This window comes from Acinetobacter calcoaceticus (assembly GCF_900520355.1).
GTDB lineage: Bacteria > Pseudomonadota > Gammaproteobacteria > Pseudomonadales > Moraxellaceae > Acinetobacter > Acinetobacter calcoaceticus_C.
In genome coordinates this window covers 651,131-670,065 of sequence record NZ_LS999521.1, presented here as the reverse complement: position 1 = coordinate 670,065, position 18,935 = coordinate 651,131, and the positions used below count along the sequence as shown (strand labels likewise).

Genomic DNA, 18,935 nt, shown 5'->3' with positions numbered 1-18,935 from the left:
ATATCCATTGATTCAAAGTGTTTCCTTTATTGGTTTAGGAGCGATGGGGTGGCATATGGCATCTCATCTTACAAAAGTATCTCGTCAGGTTTATGTATGGAATCGCAACTTCGAAAAAGCAAAACAACATCAACAGACTTTTGCTACAAGAGCAGTGAGTCTGCAACAAGCTGTACAGGCCGATATTATTTTCTCATGTCTGCCCACGAGTCAAAATGTAGAAAATCTGCTTGAAAGCTGCTCACCAAAGCAAGGTAGTATCTGGATAGACTGTACAAGTGGGGTACCCGACATAGCCAAAAGACTTAATCAACAACTCAAGCATCAAGGTGTGGATTATTTAGATGCTCCCGTTTCTGGGCAGACTATAGGTGCCGAACGTGGGACATTGACAGTGATGGTTGGGGGAAATCAGATCTCCTTTGAAAAAGCTCGCCCAATTATTCAAGCTTTTGCAGGTTTAATTGAATATGTCGGTGACAGTGGTTCAGCATTTGCAGTAAAGGCCGTAAATAATACTTTAATGGCAACCCATTTGTGGGCACTTGCAGAAGGACTCTGTGTACTAAAAGCTCATGGGGTTAATTTACATTCAGCTATAAATTGCATTAATCACTCCAGTGGAAAAAGCAATATTTCAGAAAATATTATGGCTCAACGTGTTCTAAGCAGAAAGTTTGATAAAACCTTTGCTCTAAATTTATTGCAAAAAGATATTGGTATTGCAATAGATTTGATCACAGCAAGTAACTTAGATCTCCCCACCTTAAATCTGATTCAACAACAGTTTAACCAGATACATAAAACCGATGCTCAAAACATAGATTTTTCTGCTGTAGTTAAAATATTGGAACAACACAATCAATTAGAACTATATTGAAATATCAAAAAAGCATGGCTATAGCCCTGCTTTTTTATTTCTCATTAATCGTTTTATTGATCAGGAATATCCGCTTCTATTAACAAAGTCAGTAAAGATAAGGATTCTTGCCATCCCAAATAGCATGCTTCCACAGGGATAACTTCAGGTATGCCTTCTTGTGTAATGTGTACTTCTGTACCCACCATTACAGTTTTTAATGTAATAGTGACTTGCATGGTTCCCGGTAAATTTGGATCATCAAATTGGTCGTTATAGCGAATTAACTCATTGGGAACTAACTCAACATAGGTTCCACCAAAAGCGTGAGTTGACCCTGTCGAAAAATTGGTAAAACTCATTTTATATGAACCACCAACATTTGCATCAAAACTATGGACCTTTGCAGTAAAGCCATGAGGTGGTAACCACTTTACTAAAGCATCTGGATCTAAAAATGCACGATAAACTCGCTCGGCTGGTGCCTTAAACACGCGATGAAATTTTACTGTTCCTGTTGCCATCATATTCTCCTTATTTTAATTTCCTTAAAATTATTGAAATTATGTTTATTAGCTTAAACCTTCCGATTTATTCGAACGTATATTTTTGGTGTTTTTTTAAACAAAAAGCAATCTTCAGGAGAAAATCAAATTACGAAAACTATGGCTGTTTTTTTAGTAAAAATGGAGCAAAATAGTCAGCAATCATAAAGAAACATATTGAATTTGAGATTAATCATGAGTCTGCTTGCTTTCTCCTCATATGCTTTAAACGGCGTAGATGCACAAAAGTTTTTACAAGGCCAAGTTACTGTAGATACAGAACGTTTAGCTGAAAATGAAACTCGCTATACAGCCATTTGTGACCTTAAAGGTCGTATTCATTTTGGCTTATGGTTAAAAAAGATTAATGCGGAAAGTTTTGAAATTGTAGTTGCTCAAGATCAAGCAGAAGAGTTTACCAAACATATTAAAAAGTTTGGTGCTTTTTCGAAAATGGCCTTAAGTGAACAAGGCACTGTTTTTCCAAAAATTGCAGGTCATCAAACTGAGTTCTCTACCGTAGAAACAGATATCTCTGAATGGCAAAAACAAGCGATTCTTTCTGGACAAGCTTGGATTACACAGGCAACTGAACATGAATTCCAACCACAAGAATTGCGTTTACATCAACGTGAAGGTGTCAATTACGACAAGGGCTGTTACCTAGGTCAAGAAATCGTGGCACGTCTTTGGTTTAAAGCTAAACCTAAACATTGGTTACATGTAGTACAAGGCATTGGTGAAGTACCTGCGGCGAAAGCTCAACTCCATAACGATGTTGAAGTGGTCAATAGTGTTGCAAATGATGAGGGCTATCTTGCCTTGGTCGTTGCTAAACCCGCAGTCCTTGAAGAACTAGGCCTTAAAATTCTAGATTTACCAGAAGCCTTAAGCGGTGATGTTGCTAGACCACAATAGTTAATTTTATAGTTAGTTAAAAGCCCACCTTTAACATCGTGGGCTTTTTAATAGATACAAAATACTAATGAATTCATTAAATTAGAACGTCAATTTTTTAAGTTTTATATGCCATCATTAACCCTGTTGAAATTAAAGAGAAAAAAGATGAAGACTAAACTTGCTACACTCATGTTGAGTTTGGCTATTTTCGGTTCTGCTCATGCTGACGTTAAAACACTTGAACAAAATCTTAAGACAAATTATCCCGATTTGCCTGTAAAGGGTGTTTTTCAATCTCCTGTACAAGGCATTTATGAAGTGTATACAAGCGGTCGTATTGTCTATACCAACCAAGATGCCAAATATTTTTTTGTAGGTAATTTAGTCGACATTAAACAACAAAAAAATATGACTGATGAACGAATTGCTGAATTGGGTAAGATTGATGTTAAAAGCTTACCGCTCAATCAAGCGATTAAATACGTAAAAGGAAAAGGCGAACGCACGATCTATATCTTTAGCGATCCGGATTGCCCGTATTGCCAACACTTAGAACAAAATATGGTTGGGGTTGATAACGTAACGGTATATGTCTTCCTTTATCCTCTGACCAGTTTGCATCCAAACGCCGAAAAAATATCAACTCAAATCTGGTGCTCAAAAAATCCGGCAGAATCTTGGACAAACTATATGCTTAACCGTAAGTTACCTACAACCAGCAAAAACTGTTCAACTCCAATTCAGAAAAATATAGCTTTAGGTAGTAAATTAAATATTGATGGAACGCCTACCCTATTCTTGCAAGATGGTCAAAGAATTTCGGGTGTACCAAGTGATGCTAAACAAATTGAAGCATTACTCAAGTCAGCAAAATAATACAGATAGCCATTTTGAACTTTGTCAGAGTGGCTATTATTTTCTCCACAATTTGCCCAAAGTGCAGTGCTTTATATACAAATCGGCTGTTTACTTTCAGCGTTCAAGATTTATGATGAAAACTTGAAACTATTTAATGCATCAATGGATTGATGTAGCTACGAAGTAAAAGGTTAAAAAGAAATGAAGAAATTACTAATCGCAAGCCTAATCACCCTTTCAAGTGCATCAATTTTTGCGGCAGATAACAACACTACGACTGCTGCTAAAACAGATGCTTTTAAACAAGCTGAACAACTCTATGCAGCAAAAAATTACCCAGCTGCATTTCAGGAAATGCAACGCCTAGCTCAAACGGGTAATGCTCAAGCAATCTATAACTTAGGTTATATGACTCAAATGGGGCAAGGCACAGCAAAAGATTCGTCTAAAGCTATTAAATATTATGAAGATGCATCTAATAAAGGTTATGCACAAGCGAGTTACACACTCGCTCAAATCTATGAGACAGGTAAACTAGGAGTTGGCAAAGATAGCAACAAATTCAGTCAATATATTCAAAAGGCATCAGCTCAAGGTTCTGATGATGCGACTGTAAAAATTGCTACGATTTTATTTGCTCAGAAAAAACCGCAGTCGCATCAAATTGCCCTGCAAAAGTTAGCGCCTTTAATTAGAAAAGGCAATTACCCTGCGATTCAGGTCAAAGCGCTTTATGATATTAGCCAAGGTGTGGAAAATAAAAACCCACTCATGAAACGTCAAGGCATTGAATCTTTACAATCAATTGCGCAAAAAGGTTATGCACCAGCGTCTATGGCTTTAGCGACCATGATGGCCAATGGCAATATCATTCCGCAAAATTTGCCACAGGCTAAAAAGATTTTTACTGAGTTAGCTAACCAAAATGTTCCCAATGCTAGAGAATCTTTAGCTTCAGTTGATAAAATTATTGCAGAAAAAAGTAAACAACCAGCCACTACTCCTGCACAGCCAGCCCCGAAAAAATAGTGAATGATTTAAGCCCCGCGAGGGGCTTTTTAATTTACCACCACAAAGCGATAAGTCCGCTCACCCCAATAAAGCCAACAACGGTACTAATCATTAAAGGTGTTAAGGCCTTTTCATTTAGGCCATATGCTTGTCCAAAAATTCCAAAAGCAATTGGCATTGGTAAAGCAGCAATTAACGTTCCTGCGTAAAGCATTTCACGGCTTACATTGGGAGTTATTAAAAAAAGCGCAAAAATAACAGATGGCATTAAGATGACTTTAAATGTCGCCAATAAAACACTTTGCATGTTTACTGTTGTGATTCCAATCCCAACTAAACTGCCGCCAATTGCAAACAAAGCCAAAGGTGATGCCGTGCGCCCAAGTAACTCTAAAGACTGATCAAGCATGGTAGGAAGATTAACATCTAAAAGGATACATCCCATGCCAACCAAAATAGCAATAATCACTGGATTCTTTAGTAAATTTAAAAAGGTTTGTTTTAACAGCGGTAAAAGATTTTGTTGTTGATGTAACCCAGCCTCGGCCAAAATCAGCATGAGTGCCACAATCAATAAATTTTCAATGATTAAGGTTAAAGAAATATAGATTGCTGCATGGTTGCCAATCAACATGGTCAAAATAGCAGTTCCCATAAATCCAGTATTGGACATAGAAGCGCCCATCGCGATTACAGCGCTATGGGTTAAACTATTTTTAAAATATTTTCGATAGAGAATAAAAGCCAAGAAAAATAAAATTAAAGAGCCACCGCCATAAGCAATAAAATAGGCAGGATGCCAAATATCTTGTAAATTTTTATTTGCCAAAGAATGAATTAAAAAGGTGGGTAAGGAAATTTTAATTACAAATGCACTAAGTGCCTTGATCTGTTCAGGCGTTACCAATTTGATGAGGACACAAACATAGCCCATCAATAGCAATATCAAGATAGGTAAAATAACCTGAAAAACCACCGCCCACCCTCACTCATCTAAAGAAAAACGGGCAAAGATGACTTTGCCCGATACAGTTAAAAAGAATTAAAAAGCTGTTTTACCCCATGAGGTTGGCAACGTAAATATTGAGGCGCAATTTTAACTTCCGCACCTAAAGCCGCTGCTGCATGCCAAGGCCATCGTGGGTCATATAACATTGCACGAGCAAGACCAATGGCATCAGCTTGCTGATTTTCCAAAATTTGTTCGGCATGTTCTGGCTCAGTAATTAGCCCTACAGCAATGACTGGAATAGACACATGCTTTTTGACTTGTTCAGCAAATGGAACTTGGTAGCCAGCTCCAATCTGAATAGATTGATGCTCATGCAAACCACCACTAGACACGTGCACATAGGCTGCACCCAACTGCTCTAAAGCTTTTGATAAACCAACTGTAGATTCAACATCCCAGTGTTCTACACCATCCAACCAATCGGTAGCAGACAATCTAACTCCTACTGGATAACCATCTGGAACAGCGAGTTTAATTGCCTGAAGAACCTCAAGTGTCATGCGCATACGGTTTTCTAAAGAACCGCCATATTCATCAGTACGCTGATTCGCAATTGGCGATAAGAATTGATGTAACAAGTAACCATGCGCACCATGCACTTCAATTAACTCAAAGCCAGCTTCTACAGCACGTTTTGCTGCTGCTGCAAAGTCTTGTTGAACTTGTTTAATCTCAGCAATGGTCAAAGCATGGGGCGCTGCATCATGCACTGAAAAGGTACTTTCACTTGGAGCAACCGTTTGCCAACCATGTGGCTGATCTTTTGCAATTTGCCCTTTGCCTAACCACGGTTTTTCAGTAGAAGCCTTACGACCTGCATGTGCTAACTGAATTCCAAATGGCATCGGTGAAAGTGTGCGAACCTTACCCAATAACGTTTTGATTTGGTCACGTTGCTGATCATTCCAAAGTCCAAGGTCAGCATAACTAATACGTCCCTCAGCTTGTACAGCCGTCGCCTCTACAATACAAAGCCCTGCACCAGACAACGCATAATTTGCCCATTGCTGCTCATGCCAATAGGTCACTTCACCGTCATCTGTTGCCGAATATTGGCACATTGGGGCAATTACAATTCTATTGACCAGTTGTAGTGAACCAAAGTTAACCGTTTCAAATAATTTTGCCATTTTTAATTCCTAGAATTGCTTAATTACACGTAAACCTGCGCTCCAGTTACGTCCATCCGCTGGCTCAAAGTAGCGTCCATTACCGTCATTTACGATCACTGAACCTGCATAGTTTTTATCAAACAAGTTATCAACACGGGCAAAGCTATTTACTTTCCAATCGCCCATCACCCATGCATAACCAACGTTAGCTGAGGTTACACTGTAGCTTGGCGCTGCGTCACTATTGGTATCATTCACGTATACTTTATCCATATACTGTATATCTACACCACCATATAAACCGTGCGTAGGTTGCCAAGCCAAAGATGCGTAAGCCTGATTTTTAGCAATACCCGGTATCGCATTCCCTGATGGAATTTGAGCAACACTTCCTGAGGCTGGAATATCAGCATCAAAGGTTGCATCTAAATAGGTATAGCTAGCAGTTGCAGTTAAATCTCGCCACAATTTTTTATTCCATGCAAACTCGACACCTTCACGTAAGGTTTTATCTGCATTACGGAATGTTGAACGGCCGTTAGAATTCCCTGCTGAAACAATATCATCTTTGGTTTTAGTCTGGAAAACTGCCAAAGTAAAATCACCCAAATGATTCTGTGACTTTAAACCTGTTTCATAGGTATCGCTTGTTGATGCTGTTAAATCAAAATTAAAACCACTTTCCCCATCTGGACGATATGCCATTTCAGTAAATGTCGGTGTTTCAAAACCTTTGGCATAACTCACATACGCCATAAGTTCAGGTAAAATTTGCCAGCTTAAAGCAGCAGAAGGTAAAACTTTATTGTAATCGGTTTTATCACTATCGTCGCCATTGCTCAAATAATGATCTTCCGACTTATAGTGGACATTACTGTAACGTACGCCCGTATCTAAACGCCATGTTGGTAAGAACTGCCACGAAGCTTGTAAATAGGGGTCAATATTCCACAAAGTATTATCTTCTTCGCGGCGTAAATTACCTTTAACACCATAAGAAGGCTGACCGTTTACTAAGTTAAAGTTTTCAAAGCCTTTGCGATCTTCATCCATTGCATCAAGTGCAACACCTGCACTGATCGTCATATTCGGCAATAGTTCTTTACCCGTCCAACGGAAGTCAGCGCCATAATAATTACGCTCAAAATCAATTACCCCACCAGCATGATTTATACTGGCATCTTGTGTCGACTTAGGGATAGATTGATATTGTGTCACTTGGCGATTGCCTAAATATGCCATCGCATAAAGTTCATTTTTATCATTAATTGGCTTAGACCACGTCACGCCCGTTTGAGTTTGTTCAATATCTTTACGAACATTAAATTGCTTTAAAAAAGGCACTTGTTGCTTTGGATTAGCATTCCACTGATCATGGGTTAAACCCTGCGGATCATCCGCATGGATTTTGACATAGTTGGTCACCCAGTTGATTTTACTTCCATCATCAAGATTCCAACTGAGCTTTGCATTGTTTAATACTTTTTCTGCACCGCTATGTTCTCGGTAACCATCGGTATCAAAATATGATGAACTAATAACATAACTTGGTTCATTCACACCCTTTGCACCACCTTGTAGCACAAGCCCCGCTCGACTTTTATCGTGGCTACCACCCGAGTAACTCAGCTCAATCGAGTCTTTACCCTGCCCTTCTTTTGTAGACGTTAAAATCGTTCCACCAGATGAGTTTCCATACAGTGAAGAAAAAGGTCCTGTTAGTACTTCGACATGGTCCAGACTACTTAAATCAATATTAGAGGTTTGGCCTTGTCCATCTGGCATTGTTGCAGGAATACCATCAACATACAGGCGAATACCTCGAACACCAAAAGTAGAACGTGCACCAAAACCACGCATTGAGAGCTGTAAATCTTGCGCATAATTTTCACGATTACGAATCTGTAAACTCGGTATACCTTTCACAACTTCAGTTAAATTCACTTGTGAAGAAGTATCAACTTGAGGCGCATCTATTCGAAAAACCGAAGCTGGTGTTTGCAAATAAGTTGTATCTGTACGGGTTGCTTCAACATGTAAAGTTGGCAATACCGTAATGTCTTGAGCTAAGTCATCTGCCCAAACAAGTGGGCTAGAAATACAGCCCATACTCATCAAAATACAGTAATGAAGTCGGTCTAAGCGTAAGAAGGACATGCTTATTTCCTTTATTTATATTGTAGTTATGATAACAAAAAGTAGTGTCTTGTCTGGATATTGAATTCGCTCTGCATTGTTATAAATCTAAAACAGCCTTTTCGATATCTGAAAATTGATTTCCAGATTTGAATTAACGGCTTAAAGATGGATGATCTTTCCAGCAATAGCGCTCCGGCCAATCTTTTGCTTCTTCGGCATAGTCAATTCCAATACGTGGAGTCATCACCACTTCAGGCTGCGTTGATGCCGATTCAATCCATAGCCCAGATTCTTCACCTAAAGTCTGGCCTTTTAAAGACCGATCAATACCTAAATAGCGTGTCAGTTTGCCGGGTCCAGCTAAAAGCTTATATTCTTTTTTGGTTGAAGCCCCACTTAAAAATGCAGAACGAATCATCACCCCTTCCGGGATGCCTTTTATCTGAGTAATGAGGTTGAGCATTTCATACATGCCATAAATTAAATAGACATAAATCGTGCCACCTGAACCATACATCACATCAGTTCGAGCTGTACGTTTATCATTATAGCTATGGCAGGCTTTATCTCGAATTCCTAAATAAGCTTCCGTTTCGGTAATCGTACACCGAACAACGTGTCCATCAGCTTGTCGCTTACATAGCACGCATCCAATTAAATCATGAGCAACCTGTGAAGTTTCACGTTGAAACCAGCTTAATGGTAAAATATCTGACATAGTAATCTCTGAAATATTACATACCACACGATATACTTGATTATTCCAGTATATCTGTTAATTCTGCGAGTTGGCATGCCTGAGTTACCCGAAGTCGAAACAACCAAAACCAGTTTATTTCCTCTATTGAATCAAAAAGTTCTAAGTGTGGAAGTACGTAACCCAAGCTTACGCTGGGCAATACCTGATGATGTTCAAAAACTTGTTGGGCAACGTCTTATTGGATTAAATCGCCGCTCAAAATATATCTTGGCAGAGTTCGAACAAGATCAAATGCTTTGGCATTTAGGAATGTCAGGAAGCTTCCGTTTATGCAATCCTCAAGATGAATTACGAAAACATGATCACTTCATTATTCGCTTTGAAGAACATGAATTACGTTACCACGACCCACGTCGTTTTGGCTGCATTCTCTGGCTAAACCCTGAAACACAAGGGAAGTTAATTGATACTTTAGGGCCGGAACCTTTAACTAATGACTTCAATGCAGAATATTTAGCTTCAAAACTTAAAAATAAATCAGTCGGCATAAAAATTGCACTTATGGATAATCATGTTGTGGTTGGCGTAGGCAATATCTATGCAACTGAAAGTTTATTTAATGTCGGCATTCACCCAGCTCAGCCTGCTACTGACCTAAATTTCCAGCAGATAGAAAAACTGGTGGTCGAAATCAAACGCATTTTAAAATCAGCGATTGATTTAGGTGGTTCAACTTTACGGGACTACAGCAATGCTATGGGCGAAAATGGTTATTTCCAGCAAACCCTTTTGGCTTATGGACGTGCTGGAGAAATGTGCGTTAATTGTGAGACTACATTAGAAAATCTTAAACTCGGCCAACGCGCTAGTGTATTTTGTCCACAGTGCCAGCCCCTCAAAAAGCCCAACAAGCTCTAATTTTCAGAGGAAGATAAAATGCAAACAGCAATCGTCCGCCATATTCTGGTCAAAGATAAAGACTTAGCTGAACAGCTAAAAAAGAAGCTACAAAATGGGGCTGACTTTGCCAAAATTGCCAAGCAATATTCAACGTGTAACTCAGCAAAACGCGGTGGTGAGCTTGGTGAAGTAAAAAAAGGGCAACTGGTACCTGTTATTGATAAAATCGTTTTTACAGCCGCTGAACGCGTACTGCAAGGTCCAATAAAGAGTCAGTTTGGTTATCATCTTTTAGAAGTTAAATTCAGAATGGGCAGTTTACGTTGATTCCATTATATTAATTATGGTTTTTAAAACTTTGAGCCTGCGCATTCAGTTGGTATGTCCAGGCTTTAATCTGTTTGCCTGACTCAAGCTTTACATCCGTGACGACACGCTGATATTGAAATCCTTCAAAATCATCAAGCATTTTCCAGTTTTCTTCCAGCTTTTCTGTACTAAACACATAGCCTTCAACCCAATCGGCTTTGGGATCTAAAACAATTGCAGTTAATCCTTTATCTGGCCCCCAATCTAAAATATGAATCACGCCTCGCAAGCTGGCTTTTGTCCAACTGCCACCGATCTGCTCTAAAATATGAGCATTGGCTTTATTTGGGCATAAGGTTCCATATACAAAAAGTTGATTCATTTATTTATACCCCTTTTACAATATGCGTAGCTGAGCTTATTGGTAGCTTTTCAATTTTATCAATTTCTTCAGTCCAATATAAAATACTTAGTCATAAAAAACGGCACCTTTAGTACCGTTTTTATTTTTATGAGAAGACTGTTAAGCCTGTTTTTTCAACTCATCACGAATTTCACGTAACAATTGAACATCTTCAGGAGTTGCAGCTGGAGCTTCTGGCTCATTCTTATCACGGCGAAGTCTGTTTAATAATTTCACCATTAAGAAAACTACCCAAGCCAAAATAATAAAGTTGATTAAAATGGTGAGGAAATTACCATAGGTTAAAACATTGATACCTGCTTTTTGCAAAGCATCTAAAGATTGCAGATTGGCAGGGTTTGCTCCTAGAACAATGAATTTCTGTGAAAAATCGACACCACCACCAGTAATTACACTGATAAGCGGCATGATAATATCTTTTACTAAAGAGTCTACGATTTTACCAAAAGCACCACCAATAATCACACCAATGGCTAAATCCATCATATTGCCTTTCACGGCAAATTCTTTAAATTCTTGAATAATACTCATCTAAACATCTCCAGATGTCGGGGGTTAAAACACGTTATATTTTTCTTTTTCATTGGCATCTTATCCATTTAGATAGTACTCGCCATGATATTGATAATTTAATATTTTTATCAAAAAAAGAAAGTTATTTCACACTTTAACAACATATTGTCTGATAAGAAAAATATGATTTAACGATTAAAAAAACCGCTAAATTAATTTAGCGGTTTTTTCTTTTCATTTAAGAAAAATTATTTATCACGGTTACGTTTACGTTCGTTTTCAGTCAAGTAACGCTTACGGATACGGATTGATTTTGGTGTTACTTCCACTAACTCATCATCTTCAATGAATTCAAGTGCTTGTTCAAGCGTGTATTCAACAGCTGGTGTCAACGTTAACGCTTCATCTGTACCAGATGCACGTACGTTTGTTAACTGTTTCGCTTTAGTTGGGTTAACAACCATATCATCTGAACGAGAGTTAATACCAATGATCATACCTTCGTAAACTTCTAACTGAGGTTTAGCGAATAAACGACCACGGTCTTGCAATGTGAATAATGCATAGCCCAAACAAACGCCTTGAACCATAGAAATCAACACACCGTTTTGACGTTTCGCAACAGTACCTTGTTTCATTGGACCGTAATGCGAGAAGCTTGATGTCATGATCCCTGTACCAGAAGTCATGGTCAAGAATTCAGAACGGAAACCAATTAAGCCACGCGAAGGAACAGTTGCTTCAATACGGATACGGCCTTTACCGTCAACTTCCATATTTGTCATTTCACCTTTACGGTAACCCATTTGTTCCATCACAGAACCTTGGTGCTGTTCTTCAACGTCAAATGTTACGTTTTCGTATGGTTCTTGCTTTTCGCCATCAACTTCTTTCAAAATTACTTGTGGACGTGATACGCCCATTTCGAAGCCTTCACGACGCATGTTTTCAATAAGAACTGAAAGGTGAAGTTCACCACGACCAGACACTTTGAAACGGTCTGGACTGTCAGTATCTTCAACACGTAATGCTACGTTGTGAATCAATTCACGATCTAAACGTTCACGAATGTTACGTGAAGTAACAAATTTACCTTCTTTACCCGCAAACGGTGAGTTGTTTACTTGGAAAGTCATCGTAACAGTAGGTTCATCTACAGATAACGGCGGTAAAGCTTCAACATTTTTCGGATCACAAATCGTGTCAGAAATATGAAGTGCATCGATACCTGTTACACAAACGATATCACCAGCATTTGCCTCTTCAACGTCAACGCGATCTAGACCATGGTAACCCATGATTTTTAAGATACGACCGTTACGTGTTTTACCTTCTTTGTCGATAACAGTTACAGGTGTGTTTAATTTAACTGAACCACGCTGAATACGACCAACACCGATTACACCAACGAAGCTGTTATAATCAAGTGAAGAGATTTGCATTTGGAATGGACCATCAACATCAACTGCTGGTGGCTCAACGATATCTACAATTGTTTGGAACAATGGAGTCATGTCGTCAGCCAATTCTTCTGGAGAAGGACCAGCAACACCACGTAAGCCAGATGCATAAACAACTGGGAAGTCTAGCTGTTCGTCAGAACCGCCAAGGTTGTCGAACAAGTCAAATACTTGGTCAATAACCCAGTCTGGACGCGCGCTTGGCTTGTCAACTTTGTTGATAATTACGATTGGTTTTAAACCACGAGCAAACGCTTTTTGAGTTACAAAGCGAGTTTGTGGCATTGGACCTTCTTGAGAGTCAACCAATAACAATACACAGTCAACCATCGACATTACACGTTCAACTTCACCACCGAAGTCAGCATGTCCTGGGGTGTCCACGATGTTAATGCGGTATTCTGTATTTGTACGAGCATCGGTCCATTTAATTGCAGTGTTCTTTGCAAGAATGGTAATACCACGTTCACTTTCAATTGCACCTGAATCCATCACACGCTCGATTTCACCCGCGCGATCACCTAATGCACCTGATTGTTGTAAAAGTTTGTCGACTAAAGTCGTTTTACCATGATCGACGTGCGCAATGATGGCAATGTTACGGAGTGTTTTAATATCTGACATGTAAATTCGATACGCCTAAAGTTTGAGGGCAAATTATACAGAAAAACACTACTCTTGAGTAGTGACAGTTTATTGACATTGACAAAAAAATTTCTAATAGCCTGTATTTCGTTTTGTAAAGATAGTTATCTCGATTAGAATAGCGCCAATTTGCAAAATTGCGGCGGACCTACACCCATGTCCAATCAACACTCTCAAGACCATTTAGACCTTGTTTATGGTTTAAATGATCGACCAAAACCTTTGATCGCTTTTTTAGCAGCTTTCCAGCATTTGCTTGCGATTATTGTACCAATTGTTACACCCGGCCTTTTAATTTGTTTAGCTTTAGGCGTTTCACGCACTGAAACTAACATGATTTTATCGATGTCTTTGGTGATTTCAGGTATTGCTACTTTTTTACAATGTAAAAAAGTTGGTCCATTTGGTGCAGGCCTTCTGATTGTTCAAGGCACAAGCTTTAACTTTATTGGTCCTATTATTGGTATTGGTAGTGCAATGGTGGCCGCAGGAACACCTGTAAACCAAGTTATGGCTGCAATATTTGGTGTGGTCATTGCAGGTTCCTTCATTGAAATGGGGGTTTCGCAAATTCTTCCATGGGTAAAAAGACTAATTACGCCTTTGGTGACAGGTATTGTTGTTTTATTAATTGGTTTAACGCTTATTAAAGAAGGCTTAATTAGTATGGGTGGTGGCTACCAAGCCATGCAAGATCATACTTTTGCAAGTGCGGACAACCTTATTATGTCATGTACCGTACTTGCCATTATTGTTGTTCTAAATCGTATTCGAGTGGTTTGGATTAAAAGTTCAGCTATTTTAATCGCTTTAGTGAGTGGTTACATTCTTGCTGGATTTATGGGTCATCTAGATTTCTCTGGTATTAAAGATGCGCCACTTGTACAAATCCCAACACCAATGCACTTTGGTTTGAGCTTCTCTTGGGGATTATTCATTCCAATGGCATTCATTTATTTGGTGACTTCTTTAGAAGCAATTGGCGATGTGACAGCAACCAGTAAACTTTCCAACCAACCTGTTAACGGTCCAGTATGGATGCAACGTATTAAAGGTGGCGTGTTAGTTAATGGTGCAAACTCTTTGCTGGCTGGATTATTTAACACCTTCCCTAGTTCTGTTTTCGCTCAAAACAATGGTGTAATTCAACTCACTGGGGTTGCTAGCCGCTATGTAGGTATATGGATTGCTGCCTTACTTATTTTATTAGGCTTATTTCCTGCGGTAGCTGGTGTTATACAAGCAGTTCCTCAAGCAGTGTTAGGTGGCGCTGTTATGGTCATGTTCGGTGCAGTGGCTGCATCAGGTATTAACATTCTTTCTTCTGTTCACCTTGACCGCCGAGCATTGTTAATTATTGCCATCTCACTTGCATTAGGTTTAGGTGTTGCTCAAGTTCCTCAAATTTTAGAGCACCTTCCAGAATTATTTAAAAATATTTTTAGCTCTGGCGTGGCGACAGGCGGTATTGCAGCATTAATTTTAAATGTTGTACTTCCTGAAACTCATAAATAACTAACTTTTAATTTTGATTACTGCCCAGCTCCCACTGGGCATTCTTCTTCATGAGAGATGTACATGGATCCTAGAAGTGAAGTGGTATTAAGACAGCAAGACTATTTAAAAGGTAGAATCTTGTTAATTAATGCACCGAATGATGCCTTAGTCAGTCAATTACCCGCTGGGACTGATGCGTCAGTCTGGACATGGAACCATGCCGACTATCAGGGATTTATAAATAATGGAACAGAAGCGCACTTCTCAGTTGAGTTTCCATCACAAGACTTCGACCAAGCAATCATTTTTGTTCCAAAATCTAAAGAGCTCTTAAATTACATATTGCATTTAGTGATGAGCCATCTGAAAACCAATCAATCTGTTTTTTTAGTCGGTGAAAAAAAGGGTGGCGTAGAAAGAGCCGCTAAACAATTACAAAACTTCGGCAAAGTACTCAAACTTGATAGTGCCCGTCACTGTCAATTGTGGCACTTAAAGATTGAGAAAACAGAACAGATTAAACCTCTGGAAAAATGGCTTAAAACTTATACTGTTCAGGTGAATGAACAAGAGCTTACGATTTGCGCCCTACCCGGTGTTTTTAGCCAAAATCATCTAGATATCGGAACTGCTGTTTTACTCCCTTATCTTAATCAGGTGAAATCAGGTAGAATTGCCGACTTCGGGTGTGGTGCTGGAATTATCAGTTGCTATTTGGCAAAAATAAATTCAAGTAATATTATTCATGCCCTAGATATTGATGCTTTCGCTTTACGGTCAACGGAAATGACTTTTAGTCGAAATGGAATAAGTTCAGACCAGTTGAGATTGCAGCCTGTTATAGGTATTGCAGACGCTCCAACAGAACTCGATGCCATTGTCAGTAATCCCCCTTTCCATCAAGGTATTCATACCGACTATGATGCAAGTGAAGGACTCTGCCAGAACGCTAAAAAACATTTAAAGGCATCAGGTGAGCTATGGATTGTAGCAAACCGTTTTTTAAACTATCCGATCTTAATTGAGAAGCACTTTGGTCAGTGCCAGATTAAAACTGATCTTCAAGGCTTTAAGGTGTTATATGCCTGTGCATAACAAACTATGTAAGGAATCTCCATGAGCGAAACACATGCTCCTGAAAAACTCCAGCGTAAGCTTGGGGCTCGTCATCTGAATATGATCGCCATTGGTGGTTCCATTGGTACAGGCCTCTTCCTTGCTTCTGGATCAACCATTGCAAATGCTGGCCCAGGTGGAGCGCTTCTCGCCTACTCTCTCATTGGCATTATGATTTACTTCTTAATGACCAGTTTAGGTGAGCTTGCAACCCACACTCCAACTTCTGGTGCTTTTTTTACATACGGTAGTCGTTATGTCGAAGAAGGCTTTGGTTTCGCTCTAGGTTGGAACTACTGGTATAACTGGGCAATTACAGTTGCATTCGAACTTGTTGCAGTTCAGTTTATTATGAAGTTCTGGTTCCCGGATATTCCTGGGTTCTATTGGAGTGCCCTGTTCCTTATCGTTATCTTTATGATTAATGCCATGACAGTAAAGGGATTCGGCGAAAGCGAATTCTGGTTCTCAATGGTAAAAGTGATCGCCATCGTTGCCTTTATTATTATTGGATTAGCCATGATCATTAAGATTATGCTAACTCCAGGTGTCGCAGCTTTTGGAAACTGGACCTATAAAGACGCGCCTTTTGTAGGTGGTTTACAAGCCATGATCGGTGTAGCAATGATTGCCGGATTCTCTTTCCAAGGGACAGAAATGGTTGGGGTTGCTGCTGGTGAGTCTAAAGATCCAAAGAAAACGATTCCTCTTGCAATCAAACAGATTTTCTGGCGAATCTTATTATTTTATATCTTATGTATTTTCATTATCGGCACCCTCATCGCCTATGATGATCCAAACTTATTACAAGCTGCTACCACTGAAAATATTGCACTTTCTCCGTTTACATTGCTCTATGAAAGAGTTGGCTTTGCCTTTGCTGCTGGTTTAATGAATGCTGTCATTCTTACTGCTATTTTGTCAGCAGGTAACTCAGGCATGTACTCTTCAACTCGCATGTTGTTTAAAATGGCTCAGGAAGAACGTGCGCCAAAGTGGTTTGGAAAGCTTGATAGTCGTGGCGTTCCGATGAATGCACTATATGCCACAACATTTATCGCTGCATTTTGTTTCTTGACGACTTTTATTGGTGAAAAACAAGTATTTAACTGGCTACTCAATATGTCAGGTATGTGCGGTTTTATTGTTTGGTTAGGAATTGCTATTTCGCATTATCGTTTCCGCAAAGGTTATATTGCTCAAGGATATAAATTAGAAGATTTAGCCTATCGTGCCAAATTTTTCCCATTTGCCCCTTGGTTCGCGTTTATCCTCTGTTCAATCATTATTTTGGGACAAAACTATCAAGCCATTTTAGGTGGAAAAATTGACTGGTTAGGCCTACTTTCAACCTATATTAGCTTGCCATTGTTCTTAATTATTTGGTTAGGCTATAAGTGGAAAAATAAAACCAAACTGATCCCTTACGATCAAATGAACGTGAAGCCAGAGCAAGACTAAAAAGTAGTAATTAAAAATAAATCAAAGATCAAAAACTTGATATTTGATTTAAAAAGCGTAAAATGCCGTTCATATTTTCAACGGCGCTTTTAAATAAGGAGGACATCATGCCAACACTACAAGGTAAAACAGATTAAATAATTTGGCACGATGTCAGCTCACGGACAAGTGTACAAATTCACTTCACTTGTCCGAATGCTCAAATTTAAAACCTAGCATTCGCTAGGTTTTTTTATGTCTGCACGGACAAAAATAAGAGAAAAATTATGGGCATACAAAAAATATTAAACGAGGAAGCACTTTACGGTGTTCCCGTTAAAATTTTCACTCAAGATATAGATAGTGAAAGTATTGAACAACTGAAGAAAATGGCGCAGCTGCAATTTATCTATTCTCATATTGCAGTAATGCCAGATGTTCATGTGGGAAAAGGCGCTACTGTAGGCAGTGTTATTCCAACTAAACATGCCATTATTCCTGCTGCTGTAGGAGTAGATATTGGTTGTGGAATGAATGCAATCCGCTTAAGTCTAAAGGCTGTACAATTACCTGATAACTTAAGCCGTTTGCGCGATGCAATTGAGCGTAAAGTACCGGTTGGATTTACTTTACATAAACAAGTCAAAGCAAAAGCTTCAAGTATTATTCCACTTGAAAAAAGCTTAGAACCGATTATCAAAAAGCATCCTGGTCTGGTTCGAATGCTCCGACAATTTGATGCAACATGGCAAAAACAGCTAGGCACTTTAGGTGGCGGCAATCACTTTATAGAACTCTGTATTGATGAAAATCAAGACGTATGGATTATGCTACATTCAGGTAGTAGAGGATTGGGTAACGTCATTGGTACTTATTTTATTGAGTTAGCCAAGAAAGAAGCTCAGCATCGTTTTGGTCATGTACCTGATAAAGATTTAAGTTATTTTGCCGAAGGCTCAAAAAGTTTCGATGATTATGTAGAAGCAGTGGAATGGGCTCAAGAATACGCTTTTGAAAATCGCAAAGAAATGATGCGTTTAATTTTAGAAGCGATTCGCCCTCTTCTACCATCTTTTCAAATGACCAAGGAGGCTATTAATTGTCATCACAATTATGTAAGCCGTGAAACACATTTCGGCGAAAGTTTATTGATTACCCGAAAGGGAGCAATTCGAGCAGGCTTAGATGAATTAGGTATTATCCCAGGTTCAATGGGTGCACGCTCTTATATCGTCAAAGGTAAAGCCAATCCTGAGTCATTTTGTTCTTGCTCTCATGGAGCAGGCCGCAAGATGAGTCGAAGCAAGGCGAAAACTCTTTTTAACCAGCAAGATCTTATCGAACAAACCCAAGGTATTGAATGCCGCAAAGACAGTGGCGTTGTCGATGAAATCCCAAGTGCTTATAAAGATATTGATGAAGTCATGGCAAATCAAGCCGACCTCATTGAAGTTGTCCATACACTTAAACAAGTTTTATGTATTAAAGGTTAAAA

18 protein-coding genes and 1 pseudogene are annotated in these 18,935 nt (G+C 39.1%); 11 read left to right on the top strand and 8 right to left on the bottom strand.

The window, feature by feature from the left end:
• Nucleotides 1–7 precede the first annotated feature (7 nt).
• Nucleotides 8–880 (top strand): NAD(P)-dependent oxidoreductase, encoded by an 873-nt coding sequence (locus tag AC2117_RS03240; RefSeq protein WP_133971896.1) that lies wholly within the window; start codon nucleotides 8–10, stop codon nucleotides 878–880.
• A gap of 53 nt (nucleotides 881–933) precedes the next feature.
• Here the strand turns inward: AC2117_RS03240 and AC2117_RS03235 are convergent, their stop codons facing one another.
• Complete coding sequence (locus AC2117_RS03235) at nucleotides 934–1,386, bottom strand: SRPBCC family protein (RefSeq protein ID WP_133971895.1); 453 nt, start codon at nucleotides 1,384–1,386, stop codon at nucleotides 934–936.
• A 38-nt stretch (nucleotides 1,387–1,424) separates the two neighbouring features.
• Here AC2117_RS03235 and AC2117_RS03230 point away from each other — a divergent pair.
• The 4 genes and pseudogenes from AC2117_RS03230 to AC2117_RS03215 all read left to right on the top strand — a co-directional run bounded on the left by AC2117_RS03230 (nucleotide 1,425) and on the right by AC2117_RS03215 (nucleotide 4,191).
• Nucleotides 1,425–1,540 (top strand): annotated as a pseudogene (locus tag AC2117_RS03230) (hypothetical protein).
• A 59-nt stretch (nucleotides 1,541–1,599) separates the two neighbouring features.
• Nucleotides 1,600–2,322 carry a YgfZ/GcvT domain-containing protein gene (locus AC2117_RS03225; protein WP_133971893.1) on the top strand — a complete coding sequence of 241 codons (723 nt, stop codon included), beginning with the start codon at nucleotides 1,600–1,602 and terminating at the stop codon, nucleotides 2,320–2,322.
• A gap of 147 nt (nucleotides 2,323–2,469) precedes the next feature.
• Nucleotides 2,470–3,180 (top strand): DsbC family protein, encoded by a 711-nt coding sequence (locus AC2117_RS03220; protein ID WP_133971891.1) that lies wholly within the window; start codon nucleotides 2,470–2,472, stop codon nucleotides 3,178–3,180.
• A 183-nt stretch (nucleotides 3,181–3,363) separates the two neighbouring features.
• On the top strand, nucleotides 3,364–4,191 hold the full coding sequence (locus AC2117_RS03215; protein WP_133971889.1) for a tetratricopeptide repeat protein: 828 nt from the start codon (nucleotides 3,364–3,366) through the stop codon (nucleotides 4,189–4,191).
• A 34-nt stretch (nucleotides 4,192–4,225) separates the two neighbouring features.
• On the opposite strand, the gene AC2117_RS03210 is transcribed toward AC2117_RS03215, so the two are convergent.
• The 4 genes from AC2117_RS03210 to AC2117_RS03195 form a co-directional block, all read right to left on the bottom strand.
• Nucleotides 4,226–5,149 carry an AEC family transporter gene (locus AC2117_RS03210; RefSeq protein ID WP_133971887.1) on the bottom strand — a complete coding sequence of 308 codons (924 nt, stop codon included), beginning with the start codon at nucleotides 5,147–5,149 and terminating at the stop codon, nucleotides 4,226–4,228.
• A 56-nt stretch (nucleotides 5,150–5,205) separates the two neighbouring features.
• Nucleotides 5,206–6,315 carry an NADH:flavin oxidoreductase/NADH oxidase gene (locus AC2117_RS03205; protein ID WP_133971885.1) on the bottom strand — a complete coding sequence of 370 codons (1,110 nt, stop codon included), beginning with the start codon at nucleotides 6,313–6,315 and terminating at the stop codon, nucleotides 5,206–5,208.
• A 9-nt stretch (nucleotides 6,316–6,324) separates the two neighbouring features.
• Complete coding sequence (locus AC2117_RS03200; RefSeq protein WP_197730977.1) at nucleotides 6,325–8,454, bottom strand: TonB-dependent receptor; 2,130 nt, start codon at nucleotides 8,452–8,454, stop codon at nucleotides 6,325–6,327.
• A gap of 133 nt (nucleotides 8,455–8,587) precedes the next feature.
• Nucleotides 8,588–9,154, bottom strand: a complete 567-nt coding sequence (locus AC2117_RS03195) for a DNA-3-methyladenine glycosylase (RefSeq protein ID WP_133971883.1) — start codon at nucleotides 9,152–9,154, stop codon at nucleotides 8,588–8,590.
• Between the two features lie 75 nt (nucleotides 9,155–9,229).
• On the opposite strand from AC2117_RS03195, the gene mutM reads away from it, so the two are divergent.
• Nucleotides 9,230–10,054: a bifunctional DNA-formamidopyrimidine glycosylase/DNA-(apurinic or apyrimidinic site) lyase gene (gene mutM, locus AC2117_RS03190; protein ID WP_133971881.1), complete on the top strand. Its 825-nt coding sequence runs from the start codon at nucleotides 9,230–9,232 to the stop codon at nucleotides 10,052–10,054.
• Nucleotides 10,055–10,072: 18 nt separating this feature from the next.
• On the top strand, nucleotides 10,073–10,363 hold the full coding sequence (locus tag AC2117_RS18905) for a peptidylprolyl isomerase (RefSeq protein ID WP_042897457.1): 291 nt from the start codon (nucleotides 10,073–10,075) through the stop codon (nucleotides 10,361–10,363).
• 10 nt (nucleotides 10,364–10,373) lie between these two features.
• On the opposite strand, the gene AC2117_RS03180 is transcribed toward AC2117_RS18905, so the two are convergent.
• The 3 genes from AC2117_RS03180 to typA all read right to left on the bottom strand — a co-directional run bounded on the left by AC2117_RS03180 (nucleotide 10,374) and on the right by typA (nucleotide 13,366).
• Nucleotides 10,374–10,727 carry a gamma-glutamylcyclotransferase family protein gene (locus tag AC2117_RS03180; RefSeq protein ID WP_133971879.1) on the bottom strand — a complete coding sequence of 118 codons (354 nt, stop codon included), beginning with the start codon at nucleotides 10,725–10,727 and terminating at the stop codon, nucleotides 10,374–10,376.
• Nucleotides 10,728–10,868: 141 nt separating this feature from the next.
• Nucleotides 10,869–11,300 (bottom strand): large conductance mechanosensitive channel protein MscL, encoded by a 432-nt coding sequence (gene mscL / locus AC2117_RS03175; protein WP_133971877.1) that lies wholly within the window; start codon nucleotides 11,298–11,300, stop codon nucleotides 10,869–10,871.
• A gap of 230 nt (nucleotides 11,301–11,530) precedes the next feature.
• Entirely contained in the window at nucleotides 11,531–13,366 is a 1,836-nt protein-coding gene (typA, locus tag AC2117_RS03170) for a translational GTPase TypA (protein WP_042897462.1), read from the bottom strand.
• Between the two features lie 177 nt (nucleotides 13,367–13,543).
• Between typA and AC2117_RS03165 the strand changes: the two genes are divergently transcribed.
• From AC2117_RS03165 to AC2117_RS03150, 4 genes are all read left to right on the top strand, one after another.
• Complete coding sequence (locus AC2117_RS03165; protein ID WP_042897464.1) at nucleotides 13,544–14,902, top strand: uracil-xanthine permease family protein; 1,359 nt, start codon at nucleotides 13,544–13,546, stop codon at nucleotides 14,900–14,902.
• A gap of 63 nt (nucleotides 14,903–14,965) precedes the next feature.
• Nucleotides 14,966–15,979, top strand: a complete 1,014-nt coding sequence (locus AC2117_RS03160) for a class I SAM-dependent methyltransferase (protein WP_133971875.1) — start codon at nucleotides 14,966–14,968, stop codon at nucleotides 15,977–15,979.
• A gap of 21 nt (nucleotides 15,980–16,000) precedes the next feature.
• Nucleotides 16,001–17,461, top strand: coding sequence for an amino acid permease (locus AC2117_RS03155; protein ID WP_042897465.1), 1,461 nt, complete (start codon nucleotides 16,001–16,003; stop codon nucleotides 17,459–17,461).
• Nucleotides 17,462–17,727: 266 nt separating this feature from the next.
• The gene (locus tag AC2117_RS03150) at nucleotides 17,728–18,933 is read left to right on the top strand and encodes an RtcB family protein (RefSeq protein ID WP_133971873.1); all 1,206 of its coding nucleotides are present in this window, start codon (nucleotides 17,728–17,730) and stop codon (nucleotides 18,931–18,933) included.
• Nucleotides 18,934–18,935: the final 2 nt, after the last annotated feature.

Bases quoted from the DNA above. Each gene is read 5' to 3' on its own strand.
- AC2117_RS03235 (WP_133971895.1), bottom strand. From the start codon at position 1,386: ATGATGGCAACAGGAACAGTAAAATTTCATCGCGTGTTTAAGGCACCA.
- AC2117_RS03225 (WP_133971893.1), top strand. From the start codon at position 1,600: ATGAGTCTGCTTGCTTTCTCCTCATATGCTTTAAACGGCGTAGATGCA.
- AC2117_RS03220 (WP_133971891.1), top strand. From the start codon at position 2,470: ATGAAGACTAAACTTGCTACACTCATGTTGAGTTTGGCTATTTTCGGT.
- AC2117_RS03215 (WP_133971889.1), top strand. From the start codon at position 3,364: ATGAAGAAATTACTAATCGCAAGCCTAATCACCCTTTCAAGTGCATCA.
- AC2117_RS03205 (WP_133971885.1), bottom strand. From the start codon at position 6,315: ATGGCAAAATTATTTGAAACGGTTAACTTTGGTTCACTACAACTGGTC.
- AC2117_RS03200 (WP_197730977.1), bottom strand. From the start codon at position 8,454: ATGTCCTTCTTACGCTTAGACCGACTTCATTACTGTATTTTGATGAGT.
- AC2117_RS03195 (WP_133971883.1), bottom strand. From the start codon at position 9,154: ATGTCAGATATTTTACCATTAAGCTGGTTTCAACGTGAAACTTCACAG.
- mutM (WP_133971881.1), top strand. From the start codon at position 9,230: ATGCCTGAGTTACCCGAAGTCGAAACAACCAAAACCAGTTTATTTCCT.
- AC2117_RS18905 (WP_042897457.1), top strand. From the start codon at position 10,073: ATGCAAACAGCAATCGTCCGCCATATTCTGGTCAAAGATAAAGACTTA.
- AC2117_RS03180 (WP_133971879.1), bottom strand. From the start codon at position 10,727: ATGAATCAACTTTTTGTATATGGAACCTTATGCCCAAATAAAGCCAAT.
- mscL (WP_133971877.1), bottom strand. From the start codon at position 11,300: ATGAGTATTATTCAAGAATTTAAAGAATTTGCCGTGAAAGGCAATATG.
- typA (WP_042897462.1), bottom strand. From the start codon at position 13,366: ATGTCAGATATTAAAACACTCCGTAACATTGCCATCATTGCGCACGTC.
- AC2117_RS03165 (WP_042897464.1), top strand. From the start codon at position 13,544: ATGTCCAATCAACACTCTCAAGACCATTTAGACCTTGTTTATGGTTTA.
- AC2117_RS03160 (WP_133971875.1), top strand. From the start codon at position 14,966: ATGGATCCTAGAAGTGAAGTGGTATTAAGACAGCAAGACTATTTAAAA.
- AC2117_RS03155 (WP_042897465.1), top strand. From the start codon at position 16,001: ATGAGCGAAACACATGCTCCTGAAAAACTCCAGCGTAAGCTTGGGGCT.
- AC2117_RS03150 (WP_133971873.1), top strand. From the start codon at position 17,728: ATGGGCATACAAAAAATATTAAACGAGGAAGCACTTTACGGTGTTCCC.